This window comes from Pseudoxanthomonas sp. G3 (assembly GCF_057654715.1).
The window spans coordinates 215,197-227,305 of the sequence record NZ_CM172805.1 but is presented as its reverse complement, the minus strand read 5'-3'; the positions used below and the strand labels follow the sequence as shown (position 1 = coordinate 227,305).

At 67.9% G+C, this 12,109-nt stretch carries 14 protein-coding genes; 7 read left to right on the top strand and 7 right to left on the bottom strand.

The genetic code is table 11. The annotated features are described in order from the left end of the window. Positions 1 to 83 precede the first annotated feature (83 nt). Entirely contained in the window at positions 84 to 2,420 is a 2,337-nt protein-coding gene (locus AC23D6_RS01085) for a family 20 glycosylhydrolase (protein ID WP_487751015.1), read from the top strand. A gap of 49 nt (positions 2,421 to 2,469) precedes the next feature. Here the strand turns inward: AC23D6_RS01085 and AC23D6_RS01080 are convergent, their stop codons facing one another. Together AC23D6_RS01080 and AC23D6_RS01075 are read right to left on the bottom strand one after the other, a co-directional pair. Next, positions 2,470 to 2,895: a VanZ family protein gene (locus AC23D6_RS01080; RefSeq protein ID WP_487752538.1), complete on the bottom strand. Its 426-nt coding sequence runs from the start codon at positions 2,893 to 2,895 to the stop codon at positions 2,470 to 2,472. Next, entirely contained in the window at positions 2,883 to 4,067 is a 1,185-nt protein-coding gene (locus AC23D6_RS01075) for a class I SAM-dependent methyltransferase (RefSeq protein WP_487751014.1), read from the bottom strand. Before AC23D6_RS01075 ends, AC23D6_RS01080 begins: the two co-directional genes overlap by 13 nt. 119 nt (positions 4,068 to 4,186) lie before the next feature. Here AC23D6_RS01075 and AC23D6_RS01070 point away from each other — a divergent pair, with 119 nt between their 5' ends. Together AC23D6_RS01070 and AC23D6_RS01065 are read left to right on the top strand one after the other, a co-directional pair. Continuing rightward, positions 4,187 to 5,020 (top strand): proteasome-type protease, encoded by an 834-nt coding sequence (locus AC23D6_RS01070; RefSeq protein WP_487751013.1) that lies wholly within the window; start codon positions 4,187 to 4,189, stop codon positions 5,018 to 5,020. Between the two features lie 6 nt (positions 5,021 to 5,026). Further along, the gene (locus AC23D6_RS01065; protein ID WP_487751012.1) at positions 5,027 to 5,218 is read left to right on the top strand and encodes a hypothetical protein; all 192 of its coding nucleotides are present in this window, start codon (positions 5,027 to 5,029) and stop codon (positions 5,216 to 5,218) included. Positions 5,219 to 5,223: 5 nt separating this feature from the next. Here AC23D6_RS01065 and AC23D6_RS01060 read toward each other — a convergent pair whose 3' ends face one another. Together AC23D6_RS01060 and AC23D6_RS01055 are read right to left on the bottom strand one after the other, a co-directional pair. After that, positions 5,224 to 6,165, bottom strand: a complete 942-nt coding sequence (locus tag AC23D6_RS01060; protein ID WP_487751011.1) for an alpha-E domain-containing protein — start codon at positions 6,163 to 6,165, stop codon at positions 5,224 to 5,226. Then, the gene (locus tag AC23D6_RS01055; RefSeq protein WP_487751010.1) at positions 6,165 to 7,622 is read right to left on the bottom strand and encodes a circularly permuted type 2 ATP-grasp protein; all 1,458 of its coding nucleotides are present in this window, start codon (positions 7,620 to 7,622) and stop codon (positions 6,165 to 6,167) included. The genes AC23D6_RS01060 and AC23D6_RS01055 overlap by 1 nt, the downstream gene beginning before the upstream one ends. A 183-nt stretch (positions 7,623 to 7,805) precedes the next feature. Between AC23D6_RS01055 and AC23D6_RS01050 the strand changes: the two genes are divergently transcribed. Beyond that, positions 7,806 to 8,546 (top strand): pteridine reductase, encoded by a 741-nt coding sequence (locus tag AC23D6_RS01050; protein ID WP_487751009.1) that lies wholly within the window; start codon positions 7,806 to 7,808, stop codon positions 8,544 to 8,546. Between the two features lie 122 nt (positions 8,547 to 8,668). On the opposite strand, the gene folK is transcribed toward AC23D6_RS01050, so the two are convergent. From folK to tsaD, 3 genes are all read right to left on the bottom strand, one after another. Further along, positions 8,669 to 9,154 carry a 2-amino-4-hydroxy-6-hydroxymethyldihydropteridine diphosphokinase gene (folK, locus tag AC23D6_RS01045; protein ID WP_487751008.1) on the bottom strand — a complete coding sequence of 162 codons (486 nt, stop codon included), beginning with the start codon at positions 9,152 to 9,154 and terminating at the stop codon, positions 8,669 to 8,671. 2 nt (positions 9,155 to 9,156) lie between these two features. Continuing rightward, positions 9,157 to 9,516, bottom strand: coding sequence for a dihydroneopterin aldolase (folB, locus tag AC23D6_RS01040; protein ID WP_487751007.1), 360 nt, complete (start codon positions 9,514 to 9,516; stop codon positions 9,157 to 9,159). 73 nt (positions 9,517 to 9,589) lie between these two features. Continuing rightward, positions 9,590 to 10,627, bottom strand: a complete 1,038-nt coding sequence (gene tsaD / locus AC23D6_RS01035) for a tRNA (adenosine(37)-N6)-threonylcarbamoyltransferase complex transferase subunit TsaD (RefSeq protein WP_487751006.1) — start codon at positions 10,625 to 10,627, stop codon at positions 9,590 to 9,592. 135 nt (positions 10,628 to 10,762) lie between these two features. On the opposite strand from tsaD, the gene rpsU reads away from it, so the two are divergent. The 3 genes from rpsU (at position 10,763) to AC23D6_RS01020 (ending at position 12,060) form a co-directional block, all read left to right on the top strand. Next, positions 10,763 to 10,978, top strand: coding sequence for a 30S ribosomal protein S21 (gene rpsU, locus AC23D6_RS01030; protein WP_002808376.1), 216 nt, complete (start codon positions 10,763 to 10,765; stop codon positions 10,976 to 10,978). 99 nt (positions 10,979 to 11,077) lie between these two features. Further along, positions 11,078 to 11,524, top strand: coding sequence for a GatB/YqeY domain-containing protein (locus AC23D6_RS01025; protein WP_487751005.1), 447 nt, complete (start codon positions 11,078 to 11,080; stop codon positions 11,522 to 11,524). Between the two features lie 41 nt (positions 11,525 to 11,565). Continuing rightward, the gene (locus AC23D6_RS01020; RefSeq protein ID WP_487751004.1) at positions 11,566 to 12,060 is read left to right on the top strand and encodes an N-acetyltransferase family protein; all 495 of its coding nucleotides are present in this window, start codon (positions 11,566 to 11,568) and stop codon (positions 12,058 to 12,060) included. Positions 12,061 to 12,109 lie beyond the last annotated feature (49 nt).

The following is a 12,109-nucleotide window of genomic DNA, read 5'->3' as shown; positions in this document are numbered from 1 at the left end:
AACGCTCTCCCTCTGCGGGCCTGGATTTGTCCGGGCCCGCTTTTTTTTGGCACGCTTCCGCTCGTTCGTCCACGAGGATTCCGATGAAACGACCCTTCGTCCGTCGCGCCCTGGCCGGCATGGCCCTCACCCTGCTGGTCCTGGCCGGCTGCGCCAAGTCAGGCGGGGATGCAGGCACCGCGTCCGCTTCGGCACCCATCACTCCCGCCCTGATTCCTGCGCCTGCCACGCTGCAGGTAGGCGAAGGAGCCTTCGTCATCAACGCCGACACCCGCGTGTTCGCCGCCGGCGACGCCGCAACGCGCGTCGCCCACCAGTTCACGGCCTATCTGACGTCGGCCGGTGGTCCGGCCCTGGCTGCCGCGGAAGCCGATGGCAAGGGCACGATCCGGTTTGTGCTGGACCCCGGCAACGCAAACGCGGCCTCGCCGGAAGCCTATTCTCTGGACATCACGCCCGACGGCGCCACGGTAAAGGCGCGCGACGAGCGCGGCCTGTTCTATGGCGCGGTGACGCTGTGGCAGCTCGCCACCCAGGGCGACAAGGACGGCGTCACGCTGCCGGCGTTGCATATCGAGGACACCCCGCGCTTCGGCTGGCGCGGCTTCATGCTGGATCCGGCGCGCCACTTCCAGACGGTCGATGAGGTCAAGAAGGTCATCGACGCGATGGCGCTGCACAAACTCAACAAGCTGCACTGGCACCTGACCGACGACCAGGGCTGGCGCATCGAGATCAAGCAGTACCCGAAGCTCACCGAGATCGGCGGCTGCCGCATTCCCGCTGGCGACGGCGGCAAGGATCCGAAGACCGGCGCACCGCGCCCGTACTGCGGCTTCTACACGCAGGACCAGATCCGCGACGTGGTGAAGTACGCGGCGGAGCGCCACATCACCGTGGTGCCCGAGGTCAACGTGCCGGGCCACGCGACGGCGGCGATCGCCGCCTATCCGGAACTCGGCTCGATCGACACGCCGCTGGTGCCGTCGAACGAGTGGGGCGTATTCCCCAACCTGGTCAACGTGGAAGAGCCGACGATCACCTTCCTCCAGAACGTGCTCGGCGAAGTGGTCCAGCTGTTCCCGGGCACCTACGTGCACATCGGCGGCGACGAAGCGGTCAAGGACCAGTGGGAAGCCTCCGCACGCGAGCAGGCCCGCATGCGCCAGGTGGGCGCGAAGACCGAGATGGATCTGCAGGGTTACCTGGTCGAGCGCCTGGAGAAGTACCTGGCCACGCACGGCAAGCGCCTGATCGGCTGGGACGAGATTCTCGAGGCCAAGCTGCCGCCGGAAGCCACCGTGATGTCGTGGCGTGGCATCGAGGGCGGCTTGCAGGCGGCGCGCCAAGGCCATGACGTGGTGATGTCGCCGTCGAACAAGACCTACCTGGACTACCTGCAGACGGCCTCGCCGAACGAGCCGCCGGGACGCCCCGCGCTGATCACGCTGCAGGATGTCTACGCGTTCGAGCCGGTGCCGCCGGACCTCGAGGAAAGCCAGCGCCACCACATCCTCGGCCTGCAGGCCAACCTGTGGACCGAGCACACGCGCACGTTCGCACGCCTCCAGCACAACGCTTTTCCGCGCCTGGCGGCCGTCGCTGAGACCGGTTGGACGCCGGCGGCGAAGAAGGATTTCGCCGATTTCACCCGACGCCTGCCCGCGCAGCTGAAGCGTTACGACGCCATCGGACTGGGCTACGCGAAGACCCCGTTCGAAGCGATGATCGCCACCGAGGACGACCGCAAGGCCGGCACCGCGAAGGTCACGCTGTCGAATCCCCTCGGCTATGCGGTGCACTACACCACCGACGGCAGCGAGCCGACGACGGCGTCCAAGACGTTCGCTTCGCCGCTCGACCTGAAGCTGCCGGTCACCGTACGTGCGGCAGCATTCGCCGATGGCCGTGCGCTGGCGCCCGCCACCACGTTCGAACTGACGCCGGCCTCCATGCTCACGCGCACCGACGAAGCCATGGCCGTGTGCCCGGATGCGGGCCGCCTGCTGCTGCGCCTGGAAGACGACGGCCCGGCCGAGGGTGAACGCGCGATCTTCAACGCTACCATCTTCTATCCGTGCTGGCAGTGGAACCAGGCGGACCTGGAAGGCATCGCGTCGATCAAGGTGCGCGCCGGTCGGATTCCTTACTACTTCCAGTTGGCGCACGACGAACCGCATCGCACGTTCGAGCCGGCGAAGTCGCCACTGGGCGAGCTGGAAATCCTGGGCGGCGGCTGCAAGGGCACGGTGCTGGCGACGGTCCCGCTGCCGGCGGCGCCGAATGCCGACGGGTTCATCGACCTGGATGCAGCGCTGCCTTCCGGCACCACGGGCACGCAGGACCTGTGCGTGCGCTTCACCGGCGACACGCGCCCGCAGATGTGGGTGCTGGACCGCATCACCCTGCAGCCGCGCTGAGCACGGCGGCGGTTGCAGGAAGAAAGCCGGGCTTGTCCCGGCTTTTTTCTTAGCCCGCTCGCGCGGGGCGCAGGCGGGCGTCGAGGGCGAGCAACAACCCGCGCATCGGTGTCAGCAGCGTCGCCAGGCCAGCCAGGACACCCACCGTATTGGCCAATGCGTCGCGCGGATCGGCCATTCGGGTGGTGGTCAGCGCGCCTTGTGCGAACTCCAGGGCCACGCCCGTCGCCACCAGCAACAGCGCGACCACGACGCAACCGCTGCGGCGGGCGAACAGCTGCATCGCCGACGCGGAGAGCAGCGCATAGGCGAGGAAATGCTCCACCTTGTCGCCGCCTTCAGGCACCGGCGGCAGGCGACTCAGGTTCGCCAGCGACAACACCACGACCGCGGCGACGGCGACCAGCCACAAGCCGAGCCACAGGCGCGGCCGGCGGAACGGTCGCAGCATGAACAGCCCGCTCACAGCCGCCAGCTCAGGTCGTTGAACAGGAACGCCGCACCGAACTCGACATCGCGCGAGAAACCCATCACCTGGAAGCGTTCGCCCATCTCGCTGGGCAGCGTGAGCCGCTTGGCCTCGTTGCGCAGGCGTAGCAGCGTCGTTTCGTCAGCGCGCTCCTGCGCTTCGTCCAGCCGCTCCTGCAGCCCATTGCCCAGCAGGAAGTTCGCCTGCGTCGTGTAGCCGGCCAGATCGAAGCCCGCATTCGTGCCGGCCTCGGCCAACGCCGTGAAATCGACCGAGGCCGTGATGTCCTGCAACCCCGGCCACAGGTAGGCATCGCCGTGCACGCGATGGCGGTAGTACGCGCGCAGCGTGCCCTCGTCGCGATCCGCCTGGTAGAACTCACGGCGCGGATAACCGTAGTCGGCGAACAGCATCGCACCGCGGTCCAGTCCGCCCATCACCGCCTGCACCCAGTACGGCAACTGCGGCAGCAGCTCGGAACGGTAGCCATCGGGGAACGGCTCGCCCAGGTAACGTTCGACGTGGCGTACCGCGGCGGCGAGCAACGCATCGGCCGGACGATCGGTGCGGATGAACCGGCCTTCGCCGTCCAATGCCACGCCTTCCTCGAACACCTCGCCATCGCGTAGGGTGAAGCGCGGCGTGGGCAAGGCGTCGACGACTTCATTGGCGAACAGCACGCCGTTCCAGGTTTCCGACGGCGGCGCATCGAGCCATTCCACCAGGTCGAACACTGGCGGAATCAGCCGACGCCCCAGACGCTCGCGCTGGCGCTCGCGCAGGTCCGCGCTGGGCTCGAGGATGGCGTAGCGCGCGGGCAGCGCGTCCAGGTCGAGTAGCCGCTTGAGCATGACCTCGGCGAACGCGCCGCTGCCGCCACCGATTTCGACGAACTCGGCCTGCGGCCCGATCTGCTGCAGCACCGGCGCCACCGCCTGCGCCACGCAACTGGCGAACAGCGGCCCAAGTTCCGGCGCGGTGGTGAAATCGCCCGCCTCGCCGAACTTGGTGCTGCCTGCGCTGTAATAGCCAAGCCCGGGCGCGTAGAGGCTGCGCTCCATGAAGCGCGAGAACGGAATGTTGCCGCCCTCGGCGGCGATCTCGTTGCGGATGAACGCCGCGAGGCGTTCGCTGTGCGCGCGCGCCTCGTCGTCGGGAAGGGGGAGATCGGCCTGCATGGCGCACCGGAAGCGGGAAACCCGGCCATTGTACGGGCCGTCTAACACTGGGATGGCGGCCCTAGCCAACCCCGGAGGTGGCGCATAGAATCGTGGTGCACAGCAGCAACGGACACGCCATGACCTATTGCGTCGGCATCGAAGTCAACGACGGCCTGGTCTTCGCCGCGGACACCCGCACCAGCGCCTCGTTCGACGACGTCCGCGTGTACCGCAAGATGCACGTGTTCGAGTGGCCCGGCGAGCGCGTGTTCGTGATCATGTCGGCCGGCAACCTGGCGACCACCCAGCTGACGATCTCGCGCCTGCAGCGCGATGCCGACGACCCGAGCGCCAAGCACAGCCTGAAGACGTTCTCGCACCTCTACGAAGTGGCGGAGTACGTCGGCGACACCCTCGTCGCGAGTCAGGTGAAGATGAAGGACGAGGCGCAGCAGAGCGGCGTCAACGTGCAGTCCACGCTGATCCTGGGCGGCCAGATCGCCGGCGAGCGGCCGGGCCTGTACATGGTCTACCCGCTGGGCAACTGCATCGCCACCTCGCCGGAGACGCCGTATCTGCAGATCGGCGAATCGAAGTACGGCAAACCCATCCTCGATCGCATCATCCGGCCCGAGACGCCGCTGGAGGACGCCGCACGCTGCGCGCTGGTCTCGCTGGATTCCACCATCCGCTCCAACCTGTCCGTCGGCATGCCGGTGGACATGGCGCTGCTGCGCGCGGGCGACCTGAAGATCAGCCAGAAGATGCGCCTGGAAGCGGATACGCCGCTGTACGCGGAGATCCACGACACCTGGTCGCGCAAGCTGGAAGCCGCCGTGCACAGCCTGCCGCGCTTCCCGTGGGAGCCGCAGGGCGAGCGCGAGCCCGCTCCCGCCAGCATCCCTGCCATGCCGCCGCGCCGCGCGCCCTCGCGGCAGGATCCCGGCGACGCGCAGGGACAACAGCAGTAGCCACCGATGGCCGCAGGTGGCCTGAAACCCTGGGTCGTCGCGGTGCTCGTGTTCTGCGCGGGTCTGGGCCTCACCGTCCTCGTCCTGGCCTCTTGGGTGGCGCCCGCATGGCGCGGCGTAGTGGGCGTGGCGGGTCTGGTGATCGTCAGCAAGCTCGCCGCGGTCTCCGCCGCTGCCTGGCGTACCCGCAACGACTGACGGCATCAACCGTGGAAGTACCCTTCCGCGATGGCGTCGTGCAAGGCGCCCAGATGCACCTGGAGCTGGTCCATGAACTGCGCGGGATTGCGCGTCGCCAGGACGGCGGGATCCGCGTTGCGGGTCATCCCGATCAGCCGGTTGAGGTGGCGATCCACGCCGGGTCGCGGCGGCATCGTCGGCAGCACGCTCTGTACGCGCGCCAGGCAGAACTGCACGCTGCGCGGAAACTCGGTGTTCTGCAGCAGGAACCGCAGCGCCAGTTCACCGGTGACGCGCTGGCGCACGTGCCGCCGGAACATCTGGTAGCCGGCCAGCGAGCGCAGCACGCTCATCCACTGCATGTTCTGGAACGCCTCGCGGTCGTCTTCGTTACGTGGCGTCACCAGCCCGGACGCACCGGCATCCATGATCCGCGTGGTCATATCGGCCTGCTCCAGGCCTGTGCCCAGGCGCAGGAATTGGTAACCGATGTCGCGGCTGACATTGGCGCTCAACAGGCCCGACACCTTCAGGCACCCGTCGACGATGCGTTGCAGGAACTCCAGGCGGTAGCGCCGGCTGAGGCTCCGTTCGCCCTGTGCATCGATGTACAGATGCAGGTCGTTGATCGCCTCCCACACGTCCTGCGGCAAGGTATCCCGGATGCTGCGCAGGATCTCGCGGGCCGAATCCACGGACGTGCGCAGTGACGATGGATTACGTTCGTCCAGCAGGAGGAAACGGATCACGTCCGCATCGCCGGCGGCTTCCGCCGTGCCCGGATAGCATTGCTCGAAGCACTCGCCTGCGCCGACCGTGTCGATCATCGGGCGCCAGGCGAAGCGGACCGAACGCGGCATGTCCAACTGCAGCTGGCTGCCCACACCCACCAGGCGCGCGGTGTTTTCCGCCCGCCGCACGTAGCGGCTGAACCAGTAGAGGTTGTCGGCGACGCGCGAGAGCATCAGGCGTTCTCCCCGTCGTCGTCGGCCAGATCCACCACCCAGGTGTCCTTGGCCCCGCCGCCCTGCGAGGAATTGACCACCAGCGACCCCTTCACCATCGCCACGCGCGTGAGCCCGCCGGTGGTCACGTAGGTGTCCTGGCGCGACAGCACGAACGGGCGCAGGTCGATGTGGCGCGGTGACGGCCCCTGCTTGGTGACGATGGGCGCCGTGGACAGCGCCAGCGTGGGCTGCGCCATGTAGTTGCGCGGGTTGGCCTCGATCAGCGCCTTGAATTTCTCGCGCTGCCGCTTGGTGGAACGCGGACCGATCAGCATGCCGTAGCCGCCGGATTCGTTGGCCGGCTTCACCACCAGCTTCTCGATGTTCTCCAGCACGTACTTGCGCTCCTTCGCGTTGTGGCAGAGGTAGCTCGGCACGTTGGGCAGGATGGGGTCCTCGTCCAGGTAGTACTTGATCATCTTCGGCACGTAGGCGAAGACCACCTTGTCGTCGGCCACGCCGGCGCCCGGCGCATTGGCCAGCGCCACCTTGCCCGCGCGCCAGCTACGGATCAGGCCGGGCACGCCGAGCACGGAGTCGGGATGGAACACCTCGGGATCGATGAACAAGTCGTCCACGCGCCGGTACACCACGTCCACGCGCTTGGGACCGTACACCGTGCGCATGTAGGTGCAGTCATCGTCGGCCACGAACAGGTCGGTGCCCTCGACCAGCTCGATGCCCATCGCCTGCGCGAGGTAGGCGTGCTCGAAGTAGGCGCTGTTGAACACGCCCGGCGTCAGCAAGGCGATCACCGGCGTGTCGCCGGGGCGCGGCGACAGCGCGGCGAGCGTGTCGTAGAGCTGGCTGGGATACTCGTCCACCGGGAGGATCGAACTGGTCTCGAACAACTCCGGGAACACGCGCTTGGCCACCATGCGGTTTTCCAGCATGTAGCTCACGCCGGAGGGGATGCGCAGGTTGTCCTCCAGTGCGTACAACGTGCCGTCGCCGTCGCGCACCAGATCCGAGCCGCAGATGTGCGCCCATACGCCCAGCGGCGGGGTGATGCCGACGCACTGTTCGCGGAAGTTCACCGAATCCTTCAGCAGCATCGCCGGGAACACCTTGTCCTTGACGATCTGCTGCTTGCCGTAGATGTCGCCGATGAACAGGTTCAGCGCGCGCATGCGCTGCTTCAGGCCAGCTTCGGTACGTTGCCACTCGCTCAGCGGAATGATGCGCGGGATCAGGTCGAACGGCAGTGTTCGGTCGACGTTGCGGCCGTCGGAGTAGACCGTGAAGGTGATGCCTTGCACGCGCGCCACCACGTCGGCGGCGAGTTGGCGTTCGGCGATCTCGCGGCCAGACAGCCCGGCCAGGTATTCGACCAGGCGGCGCGCGGCCGGTCGCGGCCGTCCATCGGCCTGGATCAGTTCGTCAAAGGTCGTGGTGCGGTACTTCGCCCAGTCCATTCGCCCTTTCCACGGTTCCCGGCCGGCACATCCGGCAAGGGGTGATGCGTCGCAACATGCACGGTCCGCGTGCACGCCGTCAAGCATGCGCTCGATTCGATGTTCGACTCACATCCGATGCGCAGCGCGTGCGCCATTCCGGTGCAAAGCGGGGACAATGGCGGCCCGTCACAGGAGCTCACCATGTCCGCCATGCGTCGCGTCGTCCTGATCACCGGTGCCGCCCGGCGCGTGGGCGCCGCCATCGCGCGTCGGCTGCATGCCGACGGTTACGACCTCGCCCTCCACTACCGTGGCTCATCTGCGGACATGCAGGCACTCGCCGACGAACTGGACGCCGCCCGTCCGGCCAGCACGCTGAAACTGCAAGCCGAGCTCGCCGATTTCGACCGGTTGCCCGAACTCGTCGCGCGGACCGTCGGCCACTTCGGCCGCCTCGATGGGCTGGTCAACAACGCCTCGGCGTTCTATCCCACGCCCGTCGGCACGACCACGCCGGCGCAATGGGATGACCTGTTTGCGGTGAACGCGCGCGCGCCGTTCTTCCTCGCCCAAGCGGCCGCGCCGCACCTGAAGGCGACTTGCGGAGCCATCGTCAACATTGCCGATGTCTATGCCGAGCGCCCCCGCTCGGACCTGGCGGTGTATGCGGCCTCGAAGGACGCGCTGCTGGCGGTGTCGCGCGGACTGGCGGTATCGCTGGCGCCGGAAGTACGCGTGAACGCGGTGTCGCCCGGCGCCATCCTGTGGCCCGATGGCGGGATCGATCCCGACGTTCAATCGCGCCTGCTGGCGCAAACGCCGCTGGGCCGCATCGGAAACCCGAACGATATCGCCGCCACCGTGGCCTGGCTGCTCGGCGACACCGCCGCCTACGTCACCGGCCAGGTGATCCACGTCGACGGCGGCCGCCACATAACGTAAGCGCCCGTAGCGTGCGCAATGCGCACGACCGCAAGATAGCCAACCCATGCGCGCCACCTGTCGCGCCGGGCCACGATCATGCGGCCGCGATTGACCCAATGGAATCGTGCGCGCAGCGCACGCTACGGAAACGACATCGCTTGCGGAGGTGCGCCTTGGTCGGGATGCTCGCGCCACAGCGCCGCCAGCGTGCGACCGCTGCGCGGATCGATCTTGTCGGGCGCGATGTCGACTAATGGCAGCAGGACGAACGCGTGCTTCAGCTCGTCGCGCGGCAGTCGCAGGTTGCCCGGGCCTTGCAGCATCAGGTCGTCGTAGAAGACGATGTCGATGTCCAGCGTACGATCGGAGAAGCGTGGGCCGCGACGGTCGCGTCCGTGCGCATCTTCCAGCGCATGCAGCCAGTCGTTCAGCGCGAACGGGTCCAGGTCGCTTTCGATCACGGCGGCGGCGTTGAGGAAATCGGTACCGTCGAAGCCGACCGAACGCGTGCGATAGACCGGCGACAGCACCACGTCGTGGAAGCGTTCGCGCAGTGCCGTGACGGCGGCGCGCAGGTGGCGCTCCGGCTCCACGTTGCTGCCGAGGCTGAGATAGGCCTTTCCCATGGTCAGCCCGGGCGCACGCCACGTTCGATCAGCACGCCGACGTTGCGTGCGCCGGTGACCGCGCCGGGCTTGCTCAGCTTCAACCGCACCCACGCCACGCCGAAGTCCTGGCGGATGATCTCCGCGCACCGCTCGGCGAGCGTTTCGACCAGTCCGAAGTTCGCTTCCTCGACGAACGAGATCAGCCGCTTGGAGACCGCCTTGTAATCCAGCGTGTGCGCGATGTCGTCGCTCGCGGCGGGCACGCGGTTGTCGAAGGCCATTTCCACGTCCAGCGCCACGGTCTGGCGGATGCCGCGCTCCCAGTCGTAGATGCCGATGACGGTCTCGATGCGCAGGTCTTCGATGAAAACGATGTCCATGAGGGGCCGGGATTAGGAATTCGGGAGTGAGGGATACGCAAAGGCTACGCGGCCACGGCGCACTTACCAATCCCTAATCCCGCATCTGCAATCCCGGCAGTTGAGCCATGTCCCAGCGCGGTGTGACCTTCACTTCCGGCGTCTCGTGCTGGCCCGCTTCCAGTCGCAGCGCACCGGCGAAGGCGATCATCGCGCCGTTGTCGGTGCACAGGGAAGGGCGGGGGAAGCAGGCACGGCCGCCGCGCTTGGCCGCCATCTCCTGCAGCTTGGCGCGCAGCCGCTTGTTGGCGCCCACGCCGCCCGCGATGACGATGACATCGCTGCCCGCCTCGTCCAGCGCGCGTTCGCACTTGATGGCCAGCGTGTCCACCACGGCATCCTCGAACCCGCGCGCGATGTCGGCCCGGGTCTGTTCCGACTGATCGCTGTCGCGCCAGGCCAGCAGCACCTGCGTCTTCAGGCCGGAGAAGCTGAAATCCAGGCCGGGTCGGTCGGTCATCGGCCGGGCGAACCGGAACCGGCCGGGCGTGCCCTGCTCAGCCAGCTTGGCCAGCTGGGGACCGCCGGGATACGGCAGGCCCATCAGCTTGGCCGTCTTGTCGAAGGCCTCCCCAGCGGCGTCGTCCAGGGTCTCGCCCAGCAGGCGGTAGCGGCCGATGGCGTCCACGGCCACCAGCTGGGTATGGCCGCCGGAGACCAACAGCGCCACGAAGGGCGGTTCAGGGGGGTCGTCTTCCATCAGCGGGGCCAGCAGGTGGCCCTCCATGTGGTGGACGGCCACCGCCGGCACGTCCAGGGCCCAGGCCAAGGACCGGGCCACGCCGGCGCCGACCAGCAGCGCCCCGACCAGTCCCGGGCCGGCCGTGTAGGCCACGCCGTCCAAGTCGCGGGTGTCGAGCCCGGCTTCGGCCAAGGTCTGCCGGATCAGGGGCAACAGCTTGCGCACGTGGTCGCGGCTGGCCAGTTCCGGAACCACGCCGCCGTATTCGGCGTGCAGGGCGATCTGGCTGTAGACCGCGTGGGCGCGCAGGCCGGCGGCGCCGGACAGACCCGTGTCGTAGACGGCCACGCCGGTTTCGTCGCAGCTGGTTTCGATGCCGAGGACTTTCATGGGGACGATGTGGGGTCCGGGGTCGGGAGGGGCAAGCCGGGCGGAGTGCCGGGGTGGGTTGCAGCGGCGGCTCCGGTCGCTATAATACGCGGCTCACCCGGCGTGGCCGGGCCGTTTACACCACCGAGATTACGTATGCCCAGCGTCAAAGTCCGCGAAAACGAGCCGTTTGAGTTTGCGCTGCGTCGCTTCAAGCGCACCTGCGAAAAGGCCGGCGTCCTGGCCGAAACCCGCAAGCGCGAGTTCTACGAGAAGCCGACCCAGGAGCGCAAGCGCAAGGCCGCCGCCGCGGTGAAGCGCCAGCTGCGCCGCAGCTCGCGCGACGTCACCAAGCGCCAGCGCCTGTACTGAGCCGCGTCGCTTCGCGAGAAGCCGGCACGCGCAAGCGTCGCCGGCTTTTTGTGTTTTTGGCGCCCGCGGGCGCCGTCCCACCCTCCGCAGGAGTCACCCATGTCCCTGAAACAGCAGCTCACCGATGACATGAAGGCCGCGATGAAGGCCGGCGAGAAGGATCGCCTGGGCGTCATCCGCCTGATCAACGCCGCGATCAAGCAGAAGGAAGTCGACGAGCGCGTGGAACTGGACGACGCCGCCGTGCTCGCCGTGCTGGAGAAGATGGTCAAGCAGCGCAAGGACTCGGTCAGCCAGTACGAAGCCGCCAACCGCGAGGACCTGGCGGCCATCGAGCGCGCCGAGCTGGCCGTGATCGATACCTACCTGCCGGCCAAGCTGGGTGAGGCCGAGATCCTCACCGCCATCGAGGCCGCCATTGCCGAAACCGGCGCCACGGGCCCGGCCGACATGGGCAAGCTGATGGGCGTGCTGAAGCCGCGCCTCGCCGGCCAGGCCGACATGGGCCAGGTCTCCGCGCTGATCAAGAAGAAGCTCGCGGGCTGAGCCAGACCCGTCCGGGAACGTCTCCATGGCATCCTGACGCCATGGAGACGCCGTCGATCACCCTGCGCCCGGCCACCCGTGCCGACATCCCGCAGATCCTCGATTTCATCCGCGGTCTGGCCGAGTACGAAAAGCTCGCCCACGAAGCCATCGCCACGCCGGCCCTGCTGGAGCGCCACCTGTTCGGCGATCGGCCCGCCGCGGAAGTGGTGATCGCCGAGGCCGATGGCGCGCCCGCGGGCTTCGCCCTGTTCTTCCACAGCTTCTCGACCTTCCTGGGGCAGCCCGGTCTGTATCTGGAAGACCTGTTCGTCCTGCCGTCCCACCGCGGCCTCGGCCTGGGCAAGCGGCTGATGGCGCATCTGGCGCGGCTGGCGGTGGAACGCGGTTGCGGACGCTTCGAATGGTCGGTCCTGGACTGGAACACGCCCGCGATCGATTTCTATCGCCGCCTCGGCGCGATCGGCCTGGAGGAATGGACCGTGCAGCGTGTCAGCGGCGAAGCCCTGCACGCGCTGGCGGCGTGGGACACCTGAACATCGTCGCCACGCAGCCGTAACGCAACGCTGACACGCGGCGGGCCAC

What these genes read in the sequence shown, in the direction of transcription:
- AC23D6_RS01055 (WP_487751010.1), bottom strand. Translation starts at nt 7,622, where the DNA reads ATGGACTGGGCGAAGTACCGCACCACGACCTTTGACGAACTGATCCAG.
- AC23D6_RS01070 (WP_487751013.1), top strand. Translation starts at nt 4,187, where the DNA reads ATGACCTATTGCGTCGGCATCGAAGTCAACGACGGCCTGGTCTTCGCC.
- AC23D6_RS01075 (WP_487751014.1), bottom strand. Translation starts at nt 4,067, where the DNA reads ATGCAGGCCGATCTCCCCCTTCCCGACGACGAGGCGCGCGCGCACAGC.
- folB (WP_487751007.1), bottom strand. Translation starts at nt 9,516, where the DNA reads ATGGACATCGTTTTCATCGAAGACCTGCGCATCGAGACCGTCATCGGC.
- AC23D6_RS01060 (WP_487751011.1), bottom strand. Translation starts at nt 6,165, where the DNA reads ATGCTCTCGCGCGTCGCCGACAACCTCTACTGGTTCAGCCGCTACGTG.
- AC23D6_RS01065 (WP_487751012.1), top strand. Translation starts at nt 5,027, where the DNA reads ATGGCCGCAGGTGGCCTGAAACCCTGGGTCGTCGCGGTGCTCGTGTTC.
- tsaD (WP_487751006.1), bottom strand. Translation starts at nt 10,627, where the DNA reads ATGAAAGTCCTCGGCATCGAAACCAGCTGCGACGAAACCGGCGTGGCC.
- AC23D6_RS01020 (WP_487751004.1), top strand. Translation starts at nt 11,566, where the DNA reads ATGGAGACGCCGTCGATCACCCTGCGCCCGGCCACCCGTGCCGACATC.
- AC23D6_RS01085 (WP_487751015.1), top strand. Translation starts at nt 84, where the DNA reads ATGAAACGACCCTTCGTCCGTCGCGCCCTGGCCGGCATGGCCCTCACC.
- AC23D6_RS01050 (WP_487751009.1), top strand. Translation starts at nt 7,806, where the DNA reads ATGTCCGCCATGCGTCGCGTCGTCCTGATCACCGGTGCCGCCCGGCGC.
- rpsU (WP_002808376.1), top strand. Translation starts at nt 10,763, where the DNA reads ATGCCCAGCGTCAAAGTCCGCGAAAACGAGCCGTTTGAGTTTGCGCTG.
- AC23D6_RS01025 (WP_487751005.1), top strand. Translation starts at nt 11,078, where the DNA reads ATGTCCCTGAAACAGCAGCTCACCGATGACATGAAGGCCGCGATGAAG.
- folK (WP_487751008.1), bottom strand. Translation starts at nt 9,154, where the DNA reads ATGGGAAAGGCCTATCTCAGCCTCGGCAGCAACGTGGAGCCGGAGCGC.